The 17,843-nt window shown below is 72.1% G+C and carries 15 protein-coding genes; 5 read left to right on the top strand and 10 right to left on the bottom strand.

What is annotated here, in order from left to right; translation table 11 throughout:
* Positions 1–257: 257 nt before the first annotated feature.
* Positions 258–479: an FmdB family zinc ribbon protein gene (locus Prubr_RS15625; RefSeq protein ID WP_212826114.1), complete on the bottom strand. Its 222-nt coding sequence runs from the start codon at positions 477–479 to the stop codon at positions 258–260.
* 81 nt (positions 480–560) lie between these two features.
* On the opposite strand from Prubr_RS15625, the gene Prubr_RS15620 reads away from it, so the two are divergent.
* The 3 genes from Prubr_RS15620 to Prubr_RS15610 all read left to right on the top strand — a co-directional run bounded on the left by Prubr_RS15620 (position 561) and on the right by Prubr_RS15610 (position 6,544).
* The gene (locus tag Prubr_RS15620) at positions 561–2,036 is read left to right on the top strand and encodes a lytic transglycosylase domain-containing protein (protein ID WP_246568725.1); all 1,476 of its coding nucleotides are present in this window, start codon (positions 561–563) and stop codon (positions 2,034–2,036) included.
* A 77-nt stretch (positions 2,037–2,113) separates the two neighbouring features.
* A complete protein-coding gene (locus tag Prubr_RS15615; RefSeq protein WP_212828085.1) occupies positions 2,114–3,136 on the top strand; it encodes a GNAT family N-acetyltransferase in 1,023 nt (340 codons plus the stop codon).
* 135 nt (positions 3,137–3,271) lie between these two features.
* Positions 3,272–6,544, top strand: a complete 3,273-nt coding sequence (locus Prubr_RS15610; protein WP_212826110.1) for a lamin tail domain-containing protein — start codon at positions 3,272–3,274, stop codon at positions 6,542–6,544.
* Positions 6,545–6,624: 80 nt separating this feature from the next.
* Here the strand turns inward: Prubr_RS15610 and Prubr_RS15605 are convergent, their stop codons facing one another.
* From Prubr_RS15605 to Prubr_RS15580, 6 genes are all read right to left on the bottom strand, one after another.
* Positions 6,625–7,059 carry a hypothetical protein gene (locus tag Prubr_RS15605; protein ID WP_212826108.1) on the bottom strand — a complete coding sequence of 145 codons (435 nt, stop codon included), beginning with the start codon at positions 7,057–7,059 and terminating at the stop codon, positions 6,625–6,627.
* Positions 7,060–7,172: 113 nt separating this feature from the next.
* Positions 7,173–8,156 carry a porphobilinogen synthase gene (gene hemB, locus Prubr_RS15600; RefSeq protein ID WP_212826106.1) on the bottom strand — a complete coding sequence of 328 codons (984 nt, stop codon included), beginning with the start codon at positions 8,154–8,156 and terminating at the stop codon, positions 7,173–7,175.
* A gap of 15 nt (positions 8,157–8,171) precedes the next feature.
* Entirely contained in the window at positions 8,172–9,752 is a 1,581-nt protein-coding gene (locus Prubr_RS15595) for a bifunctional uroporphyrinogen-III C-methyltransferase/uroporphyrinogen-III synthase (protein ID WP_212826104.1), read from the bottom strand.
* Positions 9,749–10,678: a hydroxymethylbilane synthase gene (hemC, locus tag Prubr_RS15590; protein WP_212826102.1), complete on the bottom strand. Its 930-nt coding sequence runs from the start codon at positions 10,676–10,678 to the stop codon at positions 9,749–9,751. Before hemC ends, Prubr_RS15595 begins: the two co-directional genes overlap by 4 nt.
* Positions 10,678–11,982 carry a glutamyl-tRNA reductase gene (locus Prubr_RS15585; RefSeq protein WP_212826100.1) on the bottom strand — a complete coding sequence of 435 codons (1,305 nt, stop codon included), beginning with the start codon at positions 11,980–11,982 and terminating at the stop codon, positions 10,678–10,680. The genes hemC and Prubr_RS15585 overlap by 1 nt, the downstream gene beginning before the upstream one ends.
* Positions 11,979–12,752, bottom strand: coding sequence for a redox-sensing transcriptional repressor Rex (locus tag Prubr_RS15580; RefSeq protein ID WP_212826098.1), 774 nt, complete (start codon positions 12,750–12,752; stop codon positions 11,979–11,981). Before Prubr_RS15580 ends, Prubr_RS15585 begins: the two co-directional genes overlap by 4 nt.
* A gap of 392 nt (positions 12,753–13,144) precedes the next feature.
* Between Prubr_RS15580 and Prubr_RS15575 the strand changes: the two genes are divergently transcribed.
* Both Prubr_RS15575 and Prubr_RS15570 read left to right on the top strand, forming a co-directional pair.
* On the top strand, positions 13,145–14,452 hold the full coding sequence (locus Prubr_RS15575) for a sensor histidine kinase (RefSeq protein WP_212826096.1): 1,308 nt from the start codon (positions 13,145–13,147) through the stop codon (positions 14,450–14,452).
* A gap of 40 nt (positions 14,453–14,492) precedes the next feature.
* The gene (locus tag Prubr_RS15570) at positions 14,493–15,155 is read left to right on the top strand and encodes a response regulator transcription factor (RefSeq protein ID WP_212826094.1); all 663 of its coding nucleotides are present in this window, start codon (positions 14,493–14,495) and stop codon (positions 15,153–15,155) included.
* Here Prubr_RS15570 and Prubr_RS15565 read toward each other — a convergent pair.
* Genes Prubr_RS15565 through Prubr_RS15555 form a run of 3 tightly spaced genes read right to left on the bottom strand, consistent with a single transcriptional unit; the run spans position 15,140 to position 17,660 of the window.
* The gene (locus Prubr_RS15565) at positions 15,140–15,799 is read right to left on the bottom strand and encodes an HAD family hydrolase (RefSeq protein WP_212826092.1); all 660 of its coding nucleotides are present in this window, start codon (positions 15,797–15,799) and stop codon (positions 15,140–15,142) included. The genes Prubr_RS15570 and Prubr_RS15565 overlap by 16 nt on opposite strands.
* A gap of 9 nt (positions 15,800–15,808) precedes the next feature.
* Positions 15,809–16,066 (bottom strand): glutaredoxin family protein, encoded by a 258-nt coding sequence (locus Prubr_RS15560; protein WP_212826090.1) that lies wholly within the window; start codon positions 16,064–16,066, stop codon positions 15,809–15,811.
* Positions 16,059–17,660, bottom strand: a complete 1,602-nt coding sequence (locus tag Prubr_RS15555; protein WP_246568723.1) for an AMP-binding protein — start codon at positions 17,658–17,660, stop codon at positions 16,059–16,061. The genes Prubr_RS15560 and Prubr_RS15555 overlap by 8 nt, the downstream gene beginning before the upstream one ends.
* Positions 17,661–17,843: the final 183 nt, after the last annotated feature.

The following is a 17,843-nucleotide window of genomic DNA, read 5'->3' as shown; positions in this document are numbered from 1 at the left end:
CCGCACGCCCCACGGCCCGCGCATCGTAGAAAAGGACAGCACGACTCCGTCCCAGACGCCAGGGCCTGGGACGATGTCATCGACCGGTGATCGACGTGCGGCGTACGGGGGCGATGCTACGGGTGGCGTAACGACAACGGGTGGCCCCGGTTGTGGCACGACAGGTCAGATCTCGGAGCCTTACGTATGATCGGCCCGAGCGGAATCTGCCTACAAACTGCCGCGAAGCGCAACAGATTTCTGGTTTCGGGCGTACGTCAACAACCGCAACCACCGCCGCAACAACCGCCCCCGCCGGCAGAAACCGGACCGGCGCCGGCGACTGTCCCGCCACGACCGGTGACCGCGACGGTGGAGAGCAGCTTCACCGTGTCGTCGTGGCCCTGCGGACAGGTCGCGGCCGCGGAAGACTGGGCCATCGGGCGGTTGACCTCGAAGGTGCTGCCGCACGCGCGGCAGCGGAACTCGTACCGGGGCATGCGGTCAGGGTACGGCTGGACCTGACTAGTTGCGCGCGATGGGTAATACTCGACAGCGTGACAGGCGGGGAGGAAACACCGGTGGCACGTCGACTGCGTCCCGCCGTGCCGGCATCCGCCGAGCTGGCGACGGCCGGACCACTGGCCAGTTCCGGTGCCGCGCCCGACGAAGCGCCGTCACCGTCGGTGCCCGCCCAGCCGGGAAAGCCGGACAGCGAGTCGACGGAAATCGATGGGAAGTCGACGGCCGCCGCCCCGGAAACGGTCCCGGCCGACCGGTCGGCGCCCACCGGCTCCGTGGACCGGCCGGAGGCCGACAAGGGCGAAGAACCGGCGGACGGCACCGACAAGGCCCCGCAGTCCACGGCCGCCGTCACTCCGGCCGCCGAAGCGACCGTCGAGACCGCCCCCGACGGCAAGACCGCCGAGGCCGCTCCCGACGGCAAGGCTGCCGAGGCCGCTACTGACGGCAAGACCGCTGCTGACGGCAAGGCCGCCGAGACCGCTCCCGACGGCAAGGCCGATGAGCCGACAAGCACCGGCAAGCCCGGCGACACGGACACGAAGGTCGACCTGGCACCGGTCGCAGGAGCCGTGCCCGCCGACGACGCCGCGCAGACGGCGCCGGTCGCCGTCGTCGCGCCGAAACGCCGCAGCCGGATCCGGGTGCCGTTCGCGCACGCCGTACGCCGGCCGAGCCGGCAGACCGCGGCGGCCGCGGCCCGGTCGGTCGGGGCCTGGTCACGGCGGCCGAGCGGGCGGCTCACCCTGCCCGCCCTCCTACTGCTTCTGGTCGTCGCCGCCACCGGCACCGCCGGCGCCATCATCGTCCCGGCGATCGCGCCGGACCGCACACCGGTCGCCAACGGATCGGGCGAGCCGACCACCGACCCCGACCTGGAACTGCTGCCGACGCTACCCGGCACGGCACCGACGCCGACCGCCTCACCGGGCGCGCTGCCCGGGCTGCCCCAGCCGGTCGGCCGTCCCGCCGACGTACTCGCCGGTTGGGCACAGCAGACCGGTGACCGGATCGGCATACCGGCGGTCGCGGTCCAGGCGTACGGCTACGCCGAACTCGTCGTCAGCCGCACCACGCCCAACTGCCGTCTGTCCTGGACGACGCTGGCCGCGATCGGGCTGGTCGAGTCCAACCACGGGCGGGCCAACGGGGCGTCGCTCGGCCCGGACGGCAAGGCGATGCCACCGATCATCGGCCTGCCGCTCGACGGCCAGGGTGGCCGGCAGCGGATCGCCGACACCGACGGCGGCCGGCTCGACGGCGATCCGGTGCTCGACCGGGCGGTCGGACCGATGCAGTTCATCCCGAGCACCTGGGCGATCAGCGGGGTCGACGCCGACAACGACGGGGTCAAGGACCCGCACGACATCGACGACGCCGCCCTGGCCGCCGCGAACTACCTGTGCAGCAACGGGCGCAACCTGTCGACGTCGCAGGACTGGTGGAACGCCATTCTTTCCTACAACGACGTGCGGCAGTACGCGCAGGCCGTATTCGACGCGGCGAACCGATACGGCACGGCCAGCCGCGCCTGAGTCGGCGTCACCGCCCGCACACATTCGGGGACCGAACACTTTCGTCCCGGTCCGGTTACCGGCAAGCTAGACGGGTGATTGTGCGCGAGTGGGATCCCCGAACAGCGTCGGCCGCCGAAATCAGGTCGATGTTGGACACGCTCAACGCGGTCGTCGCGGCGGACGTCCCGGAGGATCCGTTGTGGCAGGACAGCTTCCTGCGGGAATACCTGGCCGAGACGATGCCGGGTGAGCGGCGGATCTGCTGGGTCGCCGAGGAGGAGCCCGGCCCCGACGGGCAACCCGGCCGCCTGCTCGGCCACGTCAATGTCCTGCTTCTGGGAGACATCGGCGTCGTCGAACTGATCGTGCACCCGTCGGTCCGGCGCGCCGGACTCGGTCATCAACTGCTCGCCAAGGCAGCCCGGCGGGCCTACCACGAAGGGTTCTCCTCGATCGGTGTGGAGGTGGTCGGCAACACGCCGGCGGTGGCCTTCTACGAGTCGCTGGGGTTCATCCGTGAATACGTCGAAACCCGCAGCGTACTGCGGTTGTCCACGGTGGACTGGCTGACCCTGGGCGAGATGGCCGGGGGGATCGCCGCCGGCTACCGGGTGGAGTTCTATCCAGGCGGGCCGCCCGACGAGCTGATCGAGCCGTACGCCAAGGCCAAGGCCGAGGTCCGCGACGTCGACGACGGCGATCTGGACCTGCGACCCAGTTCCTACGATCCGCAGCGGCTGCGGGACAGCCTCGCCTGCCTGCGCCGACGCGGCCTGCAGCCCTACATCGTGCTGGCCATCCACGAGAAGACCGGTGAGGTGGCCGGCCTCACCGAGGTCGTCGTTCCGGCACAGCATCCGACCCGGGCCGACCAGTACGACACCATCGTCGCCCAGGACCACCGCGGATACGGCATCGACCGCGCGATCAAGGCCCGGATGCTCTTCGAGCTACGCGGCGCCGAACCCAAACTCGCCGAGGTGCAGACCTGGAACGCCCAGGCCAACGAGCCGATGCTCAAGGTCAATGCCGAACTGGGCTTCCTCGCCGACCGAGAGTGGTGCGAATACGGTATCGACGTGGCCGAGCTGGTGCACCGGCTCAACAACCGCGACTGAGCGGAGCGCCGCGGCAGGCGTCCGTCGCCCCTGCCCGGCCGGGTGAGTTCACCCATCGGACCACTGTGGGATAGACGTCAGCCAGCGACTGGCCTTAACGTGCGTTGACTCCCATTCACCCAACGTGGAGGCTTGATGCGCCCGCGCCGATTGTGCGCCGTACTCACCGCGACCGCAGCCCTGACGGCTGCGGCCGGTCTCGCACCGACCGCGGCACTCGCCGCACCGACCGAGCTGCTCATCTCGGAATACATCGAGGGCTCGTCCAACAACAAGGCAATCGAGATCTACAACGGCACCGGCGCGGCGGTCGACCTCGCCGCGGCCGGCTATGCGCTCCAGGTCTACTTCAACGGAAGCACCACCGGAACGAGCTTCCCGCTGACCGGTTCGGTGGCGGCCGGCGACGTCTTCGTCTTCGCCCACGCCTCGGCCGGCGCCGCGATCCTCGCCCAGGCCGACCAGACCACGACCGCCGGGCTGTTCAACGGCGACGACGCGATCGTGCTCCGCAAGGGGACGACCGTCGTCGACTCGATCGGCCAGGTCGGCAACGATCCGGGCACCGAGTGGGGCAGCGGGCTGACCAGCACCGCCGACAACACGCTGCGTCGCAAGCCGTCGATCACCACGGGTGACACCAACCCCGACGACGCGTTCGACCCGGCGGCCGAGTGGATCGGCTACCCGGTCGACACGTTCGACGGCCTCGGCTCGCACACGCTCGACGGCGGCGGCCCGGTCGACCAGCCGGCGACGCTCAACTGCGGCGGCGCCCTCGTCACGCAGGCCGGCACCGCCGCAAGCCGCGAGGTGACCGCCACCGACGTCGACGACACCATCGTGGACCTGGCCGTCACCGCGGTCAGCCCGGCCCCGTCGGCCGGCTCGATCTCGCGTACGGCGTTCACCGCCGCGTCCGGTGTCGGCGGCACCGCGACCGCGACCGTCACCGCCAGCGCCGACCTGCCCGGTGGCACCTACGCGGTGACGCTGACCTCGACCGACGCCGACGGCACCACCGCCACCTGCACCCTCAACGTGCAGGTGACCACGGTCCTGTCGATCGGCGAGGTGCAGGGCACGGTCTCGGACACCACCAACGCCCGGCTGCACCGGTCGCCGCTCGCCCCCGCGTCGGGCAACGGCACCAGCAGCACGCTGCACGACGTACGCGGTGTCGTCACCCAGCGGACCCTGGCCCGCAACAGCTCCGGCGCCAACCAGTACGGCTTCTTCATGCAGAGCCGGCTCGGCACCGAGGACGGCGACCCGAACAGCTCCGACGGCATCTTCGTCTTCATGGGCGGCTTCGACACCCTGATCGGCGGCTACGCGCCGACCGTCGGTGACGAGGTCGTCGTCCGGGCCCGGGTGTCGGAGTACTTCAACCTCACCCAGCTCTCCAGCGCCTCGCTGGTCGAGAAGCTCGCCTCCGGGCTCGACGTCGACAGCGTGGTCACGGTGACCGACGCGGTCCCGCCGGCCGACCTGGCGCAGGCCGACCGCTTCTGGGAGCGGCACGAGGGTGAGCGGATCCGGGTCCGCTCCGGCAGCGGCACGATCAGCGGCCGCAACGTCTTCGCGTCGACCGCCGACTCGGAGATCTGGCTCGTCGACCGGGACGACCCGCTGCTCGACCGGGCCGACCCCTACCACCGTCGGGTCTTCCGGGACACCCACGAGCTGGACAACCAGCCCGGTCAGGGCTTCAACGACGGCAACGGCCAGCGGATCATGCTCGGCACGATGGGCGTCAAGTGGACCGCGCAGGACAACACCGCGCTGCTCCCGCCGGCCCGGGCCTTCGACAAGCTGACCGGCGACGCCGTCGGCGCGCTCTACTACTCGTTCGAGAAGTACGGCGTCCAGGTGGAGCAGGCGGCGTTCGGCACCGGCACCGACCCGGCGAAGAATCACGCGCCGCGGCCGGCGAAGCGGTCCGACGAGTTCTCGGTCGCGGTCTACAACGTCGAGAACCTGTACGACTTCCGCGACGACCCGTTCGACGGCTGCGACTTCGCCGGCAACTCCGGCTGCACCGGGGTCAGCCCGCCGTTCGACTACGTGCCGGCCAGCGAGGCGGACTACCAGGCGCAGCTCGGCGACCTGGCCGACCAGATCATCAAGGACCTGCACTCCCCCGACCTCCTGCTCATCCAGGAGGCCGAGGACCAGGACATCTGCACCGTCTCTGGTGACCAGCTGGTCTGCGGCGACACCAACAACGCCGACGGCGCCCCCGACACGCTGCAGGAACTGGCTCTGCGGATCAAGGCCGCCGGTGGCCCGGCGTACGCCGCGGCGTACGACCGGAACGGCGCCGACGCCCGGGGCATCGTCTCGGCGTTCATGTACCGGACCGATCGGCTGACCCTGGCCGAGGCCACCGACGGCGACGCGGTGCTCGGCTCCGCGCCGACCGTGCAGTACCGGTCCGCCGGGCTGCCGAGCAACGCCGACGTGCAGAACCCGAAGACGCTCAACGCGGTGCTGCCGGCCGACATCGACCGCTCCACCGGCGTCGACGGGTCCAACGTCTACACCCGGGCCCCCCAGGTGGCGAAGTTCCTGGTCGCCGCCGCGCCGGGATCGAACGACAGGTTCGCGCTCTGGGCGGTCAGCAACCACTTCTCGTCGACCCCGGACGCGCGGGTCGGGCAGCGGACCGAGCAGGCCGCGTACGGGGCGGCGATCGTCGCCGCGATCGAGGCCGCCGACCCGCACGCCCGGGTCACGTTCGGCGGTGACCTGAACGTGTTCCCGCGGCCGGACGACCCGATCGCGACGGCGCAGAACCCGACGCCGTCGGACCAGCTGGGCCCGCTGTACGACGGCGGCCTGCGTAACCTGTGGGACGACCTGAACGAGGACAACCCGTCGGCGGCGTACTCGTACGTCTTCGAGGGCCAGGTGCAGACGCTCGACCACATCTTCGTCAACGGCGCCCTCTACGGCGACCTGATCGAGATGCGGGCCGCGCACGTCAACGCCGACTTCCCGGCCGACTACGAGGGCGACGGCTCGCGTGGTGCCAGCGACCACGACCCGCAGGTGGCCCGGTTCCACTCGCGGGCGGCGCTGACCGTGGCGGACGTGTCGGTCGTCGAGGGCAACTCCGGCACCACCCCGATGGTCTTCACCGTCGAGGTGTCGCGGCCGCTGAGCCAGCCGGTGCTGCTCTGCGCCACCGCGCTGCCCGGCACCGCGCTGCCGCTGTTCGACTTCAACCTCTTCGCCAGCTGCAAGACGCTGGCGGCGGGGCAGACGTCGGTGACGTTCACCGTGCAGGTACGCGGTGAGCGGATCAAGGAGCGGAACGAGACGTTGAACTTCGTGGTCGCGGGCGTGCCCGGGCTGCGGACGCTGACGGCGACCGCCACCGGCACCATCGTCAACGACGACTGATCTGCACCAACACCGCGGCCCCCGTCGCCTCGCAGGGCGACGGGGGCCGCGTCGTGTTTCGGCGTTCGGGGGGTACGCCCTCAGCCGCCTGGGCGCGCACCGTCCGCGATGCCGAGATGCCGCGCGATCGCCAACACCTGCACGGCCACCGCATCGACCTTGCCGTCCAACGCCGTCACCTTGCCGTCCAGCACGGTCACCTTGTTGTCCAACGCTGTCACCTTGCCATCCAGCACGGTGACCTTGCCGTCCAGCGCCGTCACTCGGCCGTCCAGCGCCGTCACCTTGCCATCCAGTGCCGTCACTCGGCCGTCCAGTACGGCGACCTGGTCACGCAGTTGCCCCATGCCCTGGCGCAGTTCCCGGATGTCCAGGCGCAGCTCGCGCTGCCCCTGCGACAGGTCCCCGACAGCGTTGGTGAGATGCGACAGACGTGCGTCGACCAACTCGAACCGCTGGTGGAACCGGGCAGCCTCGGATTCCAGGCTGTCGATTCGCTGAAGTGGAATCTTCACGCGCTCATCGTGGCACGCCAGACGGCCGGACCAGGGGCTTTGAACCTGGGCTCCACAGGGTTACGACATTTTGCGACACCTGCGGTGGCAGAAATGACAGTCGCGACAGCGGGTCAGTATCCGGCGCGGAGCAGCCGGGCGGCTTCCACCGCCCAGTAGGTGAGGATGATCTGCGCCCCGGCGCGACGGATCGACGTCAGCGTCTCCAGCATGACCCGGTCGCGATCCAGCCAGCCGTTGGCGGCGGCCGCCTCGACCATCGCGTACTCGCCGGAGACCTGGTAGGCGGCGACCGGCACCTCGACCCGGTCCCGGACCGCGGCCACCACGTCGAGGTAGGGCAGGGCCGGCTTGACCATCACCATGTCGGCGCCCTCGGCCACGTCGAGTTCGACCTCGCGCAGCGACTCGCGCAGATTGGCCGGCGACTGCTGGTAGCTGCGCCGGTCGCCCTCCAGCGTCGACTCGACCGCGTCGCGGAACGGGCCGTAGAACGCCGACGCGTACTTGGCGGCGTACGCCAGGATCGCGACGTCGTGATGACCGGCGGCGTCGAGAGCGCGGCGTACGACGCCGACCTGGCCGTCCATCATGCCGGACGGCCCGACGACGCCGACCCCGGCGGCGGCCTGGGCCACCGCCATCTCCGCGTACGCGGCCAGGGTTCTGTCGTTGTCGACCTCGCCGCCCGGGGTGAGCAGCCCGCAGTGCCCGTGCGAGGTGAACTCGTCGAGGCAGAGGTCGCTCATCACGACAGTGGAGTCACCGATCTCCGCCACCACGTCGCGGATCGCCACGTTGAGGATGCCGTTCGGGTCGAGGCCGCCCGAGCCGGTCTCGTCGCGGGCCGCGGGTACGCCGAAGAGCATGATGCCGCCGACCCCGGCCTGCACCGCCTCGACCGCCGCCTTGCGCAGCGAGTCACGGGAGTGCTGGACGACGCCGGGCAGTGAGGCGACCGGGCGGGGCTCGGTGAGCCCCTCCTTGACGAACATCGGCAGCACCAGCTCGGCCGGCGCGACCCGGGTCTCCTCGACCAGCCGGCGCATGGCCGCGTTGCGCCGCAGGCGGCGCGGACGCATGTCCGGGTACGACATCGGAACTCCTCGGGGTCAGCGGAACCGCAGCGCCGTCGGCCCCTGCACCTTCGAGCCGCGACGCTGCTTGGCCGGCATGGCGGCCAGCTTCTCGCGCAACTCCACAGCGTACGCCGCGAGCGCCTCGACCAGGTCCGGCACGGAGGCGTGTGCGGGCTGCACGTCGACCCGAAGTCCGAACTCGGTCGCGGTCTCCGCGGTCTTCGGGCCGATCACGGCCACGACGGTGCGGGCGTGCGGCTTGCCGGCGATGCCGACCAGGTTGCGTACGGTCGACGACGACGTGAAGAGCACCGCGTCGAAGCCGCCGGACTTGATCGCGTCGCGGATCTCGGCCGGCGGCGGCGCGGCCCGGACGGTGCGGTAGGCGGTGACGTCGTCGACCTCCCAGCCGCGTTCGGTGAGGCCGGCGGCCAGCGTCTCGGTGGCGATGTCGGCACGCGGCAGCAGCACCCGGCCGACCGGGTCGAGGATCTCGTCGTGCGGCGAGAACTCGGCGAGCAGGCCCTCCGAGGACTGCTCACCGGAGGGGACCAGCTCGGGCTGGATGCCGAAGGCGCGGACGGCGTCGGCGGTCGCCTCACCGATGCACGCGATCTTGACACCGCCGAAGTGCCGGGCGTCGAGCCCGTGCTCGGCGAACTTCTCCCAGACCGCGCGGACCGCGTTGACCGAGGTGAAGATGACCCAGGCGTACCGGCCGTCGACCAGGCCCTTGACGGCGCGCTCCATCTGGGCCGGGGTACGCGGCGGCTCGACCGCGATCGTCGGCACCTCGCACGGGATCGCCCCGTACGCCCGCAGTCGGGCGCTCATCGCACCGGCCTGCTCCTTGGTGCGCGGGACGAGCACCTTCCAACCGTACAGCGGGCGGTTCTCCCACCAGCTCAGCTTGTCGCGCTGGGTGACACCGGCGCCCAGGGTGAGCACGACGCGACCGGTGAAGCCGAGCGCGGCGGCGACGAAGCTGTCGACGCTCGAACTGGTCGTGTACTGCGTCTCACCGGTGCCGTCACCGGTCACCCCGACCGGGGTGGTGCCGTCGACGCCGACGGCGAGCAGCCCGTCGCGGACGGCGGCGAGGTCACCGGCGTCGACGGCGAGGGCGAGGGAGCCACGGTTGACCGCCGCCGCGAGCGCCTCGAAGTCCAGCGCACCGACGTCGTCGACGTCGGCCGCGGTGCGTACGCCGGGCAGCGGCACCCCGGCGTAGGCGGCGACGCCCTCGGCCTGCCCGACACCGGGCACCACCTCGAAGTGGACCGCGGTACGGGCGACCGCCTGCACCTCCTTGACCACGGAGTCGTGACCGAAGGGGTCACCGGCGACGAGGTGTACGGCGGACAGGCCGGACCGGGCCGCCGAGATCAGCACCTTGGCGACGTCGCCGGGCGCTCCCTCGGCAGGCGTGAACTGCGCATCTTCCTTGGCTTCGGCGCGGATCGCGTCGAGCAGCGACTCCGGCACGCCCCGGTCGTAGATCACCTGGTCGGAGTCGACCAGGGCGTCGTGCGCCCGGCGGGTCAGCAGGCCGGGGTCGCCGGGGCCGGCCCCGACGAACGCGATGCGGCCTGCGGGCTTACGGGTGCGGGTCATTCTGTGCTCCCCAATAGGGTGTCGGCGCCGGCGTCGAGGAGGTCGGCGGCGAGCGCCTTGCCGATCTCCGCCGCGTCGGCGGGCGTTCCGGTGCGGGACAGCCGGATGTCACGGACGCCGTCCGGGCTGATCACCGCCCCGCGCAGGTAGATCTCATCGCCGTCGTCGCCTTCGGCGATCTCGGCGTAGGCCGCGACCGGGGCACTGCACCCCGCTTCGAGCGTGGCCAGCAACGCCCGCTCCGCGGTGACCGCGGCCCGGGTCGGTGCGTGGTCGAGCGCGGCGAGCGACTCGACCAGGTCGGTGTCCTCGATCCGGCACTCCACCGCCAGCGCGCCCTGGGCCGGGGCGGGCAGCATCAGCATCGGATCGAGGGTTTCGGTGATCTCACCGGTGCGGCCCAGCCGGGCCAGTCCGGCGCGGGCGAGCACGACCGCGTCGAGATCGGCGGCGGGACCGAGCACCCGCCCCATCCGGGTGTCGACGTTGCCCCGGATCGGGACGACCTCCAGTTGCAGGCCGAGCGCCCGCAACTGGGCCATCCGGCGCAGCGCGCCGGTCCCGACGACGGCGCCGGCCGGCAGTTCGGTCAGGGTACGGCCGTCCCTGGCGATCAGCGCGTCCCGCGGGTCCTCGCGGGGCGGCACGGCCGCGATGTGCAGGCCGGGGTGGCCGGCGGTCGGCAGGTCCTTGTAGGAGTGCACGGCGAGGTCGATCCGGTGGTCGGTGAGCGCGTCACGCAACGCCGACACGAACACCCCGACGCCGAGCCGCAGCACGGGCGCGGAGGAGCGGTCGCCGGCCGTGACGATCTCGACCAACTCGACCTCACGGCCGGTGGCGGCGTGCACGGCGGCGGCGACCTGCCGGGACTGGGCGAGCGCCAGCGCGCTGCCCCGGGTGCCGAGGCGCAGTGGTGCGGTCATCACCGTTCTCCGATGTCGGGCACGGAGTCGGCCTGGGCGCTGCCGGGCACCTCGAGGTCGAACAGTTCGCGCAACAGGGCAGTGTACTGGTCACCACCGGGCTCGGCGGCCAGTTGACGCGCCCGTACGGTCGGCGAGTGCAGTAGCCGCTGGACCACCCGGTGGACGGTGTGGGCCACCTCGGCCCGCTGCTCCGCGCTGAGGTCGGGGCGGCGTTGGGCCAGTCGGCGCAGCTCGGCGGTGACGACGTCGTCGGCGCGGGCCCGCAGGGCGGCCACGGTCGGGGCGACGTCGGCGCCGCGCAGCCAGGACAGGAACCCCTCGACCTCGGTGGTGACGATCCGGTTCACGGCGAGCTGGTCGGCGGCGGCCGGGCCGTCGCGCAGCACGGTGGCGAGGTTGTCGATGTCGACGACCTCCACACCGGGCAGTTCGGCGGCGGCCGGCTCGACGTCGCGGGGAACCGCCAGGTCGAGCACGACCAGCGGGGTGCGCCGGCCGGCGGTGGCGGTCGCGAGCATGTCGCGGGTCAGTACCGGCTGGGTGGACGCGGTGGCCGCGACGACGACGTCGACGCCGGACAGCGCGGCGGCCAGGTCGTCGTAGGGAACGGCGGTGGCGCCGTACGACTCGGCGAGCCGGACGGCGCGGTCGTTGCCCCGGTTCGTCACGGACAGCGGCCCGACCCCGGCGCGGGACAGCGTGGCCACGGAGAGCGCCCCCATGGCGCCGGCCCCGACGACCAGCGCCGGCCGGCCGGCGAGCCCGCGGTCGAGATGGGTGGCGGCGACGTCGAGCGCGGCCGTGACCACACTCTGACCGGCGCGGTCGATGCTGGTCTCGGAGTGTGCCCGCTTGCCGACCCGCAGTGCCTGCTGCATGAGTTCGTGGAGCAGGCGACCGGTGGCCTCGGCCTCGGTCGCCGCGTGGTAGGCGTCCCGGAGCTGTCCGAGGATCTGCGCCTCGCCGACGACCATCGAGTCCAGCCCGCTCGCGACCCGGAAGGCGTGCTCGACGGCGGCGCCGTCGTAGTGCACGTACAGGCGGTTGGCCAGGTCGTTCTGGGCGCAGCCGGCGTGGGCGGCGAGCACCTCGCAGATGTCGCCGAGCCCGCCGTGGAAGCCGGTGACGGCGGCGTAGACCTCGACCCGGTTGCAGGTCGAGACGACGACGACTTCGCCGACGTACGGCTGGGCGAGCAGCTTGTCCAGGGTTCGGGTGAGGTCGGCCGGTGCCACCGCGAGCCGCTCCAGGGTCGCGACCGGGGTGGTGCGGTACGACGCGCCGACGACGAGCAGGTTCACGTGCCGACCGCCTCCTGCGTGCCGGTTGCCGCGAGCCCACCGGGCAGGGCCGTGAGACCCGCCGCCGGTCCGCTGGCCGGTATCCCGGTCAGTGAGGCCTTGCGGTGCTCGTGGAAGGAAAGGATCTGCAACTCGATGGCGAGGTCGACCTTGCGTACGTCGACTCCGACGGGCACCGAGAGCACGCACGGCGCGAAGTTGAGGATGCTGGTGACACCGACGGCGACGAGCCGGTCGGCCACGCTCTGCGCGGCGGGCGCGGGGGTGGCGATCACCCCGATGGCGATGGCCTCCTGGGCGGCGATGGTCGCCAGGTCGTCGATGTGCCGTACGACGAGACCGTTGATCTCCTCGCCGACCCGCGACTCGTCGGCGTCGAACAGCGCGGCGATCCGGAATCCCCGGCTGGCGAACCCGGCGTAGCCGGCGAGGGCGTGACCGAGGTTACCGACGCCGACCAGGGCGACGGCGCGGCGCTGGGTGAGCCCGAGCACGTACTCGATGTGGTCGATCAGCAGGGCGACGTCGTAACCGACCCCGCGGGTTCCGTAGGAGCCGAGGTGGGACAGGTCCTTGCGCAGCTTCGCGGAGTTGACCCCGGCGGCCGTGGCGAGCGCCTCGCTGGAGACGGTGTCGTTACCCGTTTCTGCCAGATTGTGCAGGGCACGGAGGTATTCGGGCAGCCTGGCGACCGTCGCTTCAGGCAGGTCCGGGAGTGCCGGAACCGCGCCGGTGTGACCGGACGCGCCTGGATCGCGGTGCTGACTCATGGGACTCCGTGCGGTGCGCTCATGGACCAGCCAGGCCGGCGGGTGGAGCGACCGGGCCGGCGGGTCGGATCGGCAACCCTCCGGCGACCGCCGTGACCGGCTGTGCTAGCAGGGCTCGTCGGGGTTACAGAGTAGGCGCTTGTGAAGGCGTGCACAAATCGCGATCTTGATCGACCACCGTGGTGATCCACCCGGCCCGCCGTTTGTAGATCACCTGGCAGACCGGCATCAGGGTCGCCCGTCGATTATTGCGCAATTCTGAACTAACCAACCACGGAGCGACACCAATCGACGGACGGCCCCGGAGATCCGCTCCGGTAGGGGCAGCCCTACCGTGAAGAGGCCGGCCGACGGGATGGGGGCGAAACGGCCTGATGCCTAGCGTCGACGACATGAGCGCCGCCACCCTGTCCACCGTTCCGGTCGCCGATCCGGCGGCCCCCCGCAGCATCGTGCGTCAACTCGGTGTCGACTCGGGATACGTCCTGCTCGGTTTCCCGCTCGCCCTGGCCAGTTTCATCGTGCTGATCGCCGGGCTCGCGGTCGGCACCGCGCTGGCCGTCACCGTGATCGGACTGCCGATCCTCGCCGGCGTCCTCTATGCCGCCCGCGGCTTCGCCGACATCGAACGGCTGCGCCTGCCGCCCGTGCTCCACCAGCCACGGATCCGGCCCCACTACCGGGCACCGGATCCGGGCGCGAGCGCCTGGCGGCGGATCTTCGTCCCGATCGCCGACGCCCAGTCCTGGCTCGACCTGGCGCACGGCTGCCTCAAGGTCGTGGTCTCCCTGATCGCCTTCGTCACCACCGTGGTCTGGTGGGCCGGGGCCATCGCCGGCAGCCTCTACTGGGCGTACGACTGGCTCCTGCCCCGCACCCCGGCGGACGGCTCGCTCAACGAACTGCTCGGGCTCGGCGGCTCCGGCCTGGCCCGGATCGGCCTCAACACCGCGATCGGTGTCTTCTTCCTGGTCACCCTCCCGATCGTGGTACGCGGCTGCGCCCTGCTCCAGGCCAGTTTCGGCCGGGCGCTGCTGACCGGGGTGGCCGAGATGCGCAACCGGATCACCGTGCTGGAGGAACAGAAGCGGGCCGCGGTGTCCGCCGAGGCGACCGCGCTGCGCCGGCTCGAGCGCGACATCCACGACGGCCCGCAGCAGCGGCTCGTCCGCCTCGCCATGGACCTCGGCCGGGCCCAACAGCAGCTCGGCAGCGATCCGGAGGCCGCCCGCCGGACCCTGGACGAGGCCCTGGTGCAGACCCGGGAGACTCTGCACGAGCTGCGCGCCCTCTCGCGCGGGATCGCCCCGCCGATCCTGATCGACCGGGGGCTGCCCAGCGCACTGGCGGCACTCGCCAGCCGGGGCGTCATCCCGATCGAACTCACCGTCGACTCCGAACTGGGCACCCCGGCCGGCCGGCTCGACCCGGCCGTGGAGAGCACGGCCTACTTCGTCGTCGCCGAGGCGCTCGCCAACGTCGCCAAGCACAGTGGCGCCTCGGACTGTTGGCTGACCGTCTCCCGGGTCGACCACAACCTGCGGATCGAGGTGCTCGACGACGGGGTCGGCGGCGCGCACGTCTCCAAGGGGCACGGGCTGGCCGGCATCGCCGACCGGCTGCGGGCCAACGGTGGCATGCTGAGTGTGCTCAGCCCGCCCGGCGGTCCCACCGAGATCCGGGCCGAACTGCCGTGCTGAACCGGGGACCTGCCGGCCCGAGACGAAAGAGCGCCAACGCATGCGGGTAGTGATCGCCGACGACGCCGTACTCCTGCGGGAGGGGATCATCCGGCTGCTGACCGAGCACGGCCACGACGTGGTGGCCGCCGTCGGCGACGGGGACACCTTCGTCGAGGCGGTCGTCGTGCAGAAGCCCGACGTCTCGATCGTCGACGTACGGATGCCGCCGTCGCACACCGACGAGGGTTTGCGGGCTGCCGTCGAGGCCCGCCAGCGGGTGCCGCGTACCCCGATCCTGGTCCTGTCCCAGTACGTCGAGGTGTCGTACGCCGACGACCTGCTGGCGACCGCGGCCGGTGCCGGCGGTGGCGGCGGCGGGATCGGCTACCTGCTCAAGGACCGGGTCGCCGCGATCGGGGAGTTCCTCGACGCGGTCGCCCGGGTGGCCGCCGGCGGTACGGTCCTCGACCCCGAGGTCGTCGGCCAACTGCTCGTCCGCCGCCGCCGCGACGATCCGCTGCGCGAGCTGACCCCCCGCGAGCGCGAGGTGCTCTCGCTGATGGCGGAGGGGCGTTCGAACACCGCGATCGCCCGGGCCCTGGTGGTCAGCGACGGCGCGGTGGAGAAGCACGTCCGCAACATCTTCACCAAGCTTCAGCTGCCGCCCGACGAGGAGCAGCACCGTCGGGTCCTCGCGGTGCTGGCCTACCTGCGGGGCTGAGGCCCGCCGGCCAGGGTGACCGCCTCGGTGAGGGTGTCGGCGACCGGGTGTCCGGAGGCACGCAGTCGGCCGGGGTCGGTGAAGCCGCCGGTGTAGAGGATGCAGCGGGCCCCCACCGCCACGGCCGCGTCGGCGTCGTCGAGCGAGTCGCCGATCAGCACCACCGACCGTGGATCGACGCCCAGCTCGGCGAGGTGGCGTTCGAGGTGCCCGGCCTTGCGGTCGCCGCCGACCGTGCCGCGCAGCCCGTCGACCCGGTTGAACAGCCCGGAGAGCCCGTACGTCGCCACGGCCGGCACCAGCTCGTCGTGGAACCACATCGACAGCAGCGACTGGCTCCCGGACCAGGTCCGCATCGCGCTGGTGGCGTCGTCGGCGAGTTCGCAGGTGGTCAGGCCGGTGCGGTAGGCGTCGTGGAAGATCCGGTCGAGCCGACCGAACTCCTCGGCGTCCACGGCCCGGCCGAGCACCTCGGCGTAGTAGTCGGAGATCGGCCGGCGGAACCGGACCCGGTGCTCGTCGGCGGAGACCGCCGGACCGGCCACCGCCGCGAACACGACGTTGGTCGACTCGACGACGAGGTTGAGGTCGTTGAGCAGGGTGCCGTTCCAGTCCCAGACGAGGTGGGTGGGTGGGGTGGTCACCGCAGCACCCTACTCAGCCGGCCGGGACCGGCGCAGGTCGCCGAGCAGCCGTTCCTCCTCGACCCGCCAGTAGCCGTGTTCGCGGCCGTCGAGCAGCACGACGGGGAGCCGGTCGCCGTAGTCGCGTTCGAGTTCGAGGTCGCCGGTGACGTCGACCTCGACCCAGCGGTCGCCGGTGACCGCCACCACCCGGTCGACGGCGGCCTTGGCGTCCTCGCACAGGTGACAGCCGGGACGGGTGATCAGGGTCAGGCGTGCCTCAGCCACCGGCGTACTCCGATCTCAGCATGGTCTTGCGGACCTTTCCGATCGCCGAGTGTGGCAGCTCGTCGACGAACTCCAGCGTGGCGGGGCACTTGAAGCGGGCCAGCCGGGCCGCGCAGTGCCGGCCCAGTTCGGCGGCGGTGACGGCGCCGCCGGGGCGGCGGACCACGTACGCCGCGACGGTCTGTCCCGCGGTGGGGTGCGGCACGCCGAGCACCGCCGACTCGGCGACGTCGGGGTGGGCGTCGAGCACGAGCTCGACCTCGTGCGGATAGACGTTGAAGCCGTTGACGATGATCAACTCGCCGAGCCGGTCGACGAGGAAGAGGTCGCCGTCGGCGTCGGCGTACGCGACGTCGCCGGTCGCCCACCAGCCGTCGCGGTCGGGACCGTCGCGCCCGTCGGGCCAGTAGCCGGAGAAGAGGTTGGCGCCCCGTACGACGATCTCGCCCGGATCGGTGCCGGGCGAGCCGTACTCGACGGTGAGGTCGTCCTCCTCACCGGCCTCGGCGGCGCCGTCGCGCCACAGGTCGGCCCCGTCCGGCCCGACCAGGCGAAGTTCGACCCCGGGGATCGGCTGCCCGATCGAGCCGCCCTTCGGTGCCGGGCTGGACAGCGTGGTGGTGAGCACGGGGGCGGTTTCGGTGAGGCCGTACCCGACGAACGCCGGTCGTCCGGCGGCGGCGGTGAACCGCGCCGCGGTGGCCGGGTCGAGCGGCGCGGCGCCGCAGACCGCGACCCGGACCGAGGTCATGGCCGCCCGAAGGTCGGGCTGCTCGGCCCAGCCGGCGAACATCGAGGGCACGCCGACGACCCCGCTCACCCGGTGCCGGGTGATGGCCGTCAGCGCCTCGGCCGGCTCGAAGCGGTCGAGCAGCACACCGCACGCGGCGTGGTAGGCGACGGCGCCGAGGCCGGTGTTGAGGCCGTAGGCGTGGAAGAGCGGCAGCGCGAGCAGCAGCCGGTCGTCGGTGCCGACGACGGCGGGCCGGATCCGGGCGACCTGTTCGTGGTTGGCCATCAGCGCCCGGTGGGTGAGCATGGCGCCCTTCGGCTGCCCCTCGGTCCCGGAGGTGTACAGCAGTACGGCCACCTCGTCGCGCCCGGTCGGCCCGGTCAGGATGGATGCCGCACCGTCCGGGACCGGCGGGGGTCCGGTGTGTACGCCGGTGAGCGCGGGCAGCTCGGCGCGGACGCCGTCGACGAGTTCCCGGATCTGTTCGGTGCAGATCAGCAGGGCGGCTCCGGAGTCGGCGAGCACGTGCCGCAGTTCGCGGGCGGTGAACGCGGGATTCAGCGGTACCGCGATCCGGCCGGCGCGCAGGGCGGCGAAGTAGCAGACGACGAATTCCGGCGAGTTGGGCAGGGCGATGGCGACGCGTGGGGGCGGGCCGCCGGGCGCCGGTGGGGTGAGGCGGGTCAGGGCCGCGGTGACGGTGTCGATACGGGCGTCGAGGTCGCCCCAGGTGATCGTCTGGTCGCGCCAGACGAGCGCGGGACGTTCGGGGCCGCCTGCGGCGGCCCGGCGTACGCGTTCGGCGAGGGTGCCGCCGGGTCGCGCGACGACGGGATCTGGGGTGCTGGCTGGTTCCTGCACGGTCGCTGAGTCTGGCACAGTGCCACCCGTCCCGACTACGCCCGACGGTCGATGGACAGCTGGGGCGGGGCCGACGTCGGAGCCGGTGCGCTGGCCGGGGGCGGGGGCGGGTTCGACGCCGGCCGGACCGCCCGGTACCGTGCATGGGACTGATCGACTCGACGGTTCCACCCGCGGGACGAT

The sequence above is a fragment of the Polymorphospora rubra genome (assembly GCF_018324255.1).
GTDB lineage: Bacteria > Actinomycetota > Actinomycetes > Mycobacteriales > Micromonosporaceae > Polymorphospora > Polymorphospora rubra.
This window is presented reverse-complemented; position numbering and strand designations above follow the sequence as displayed.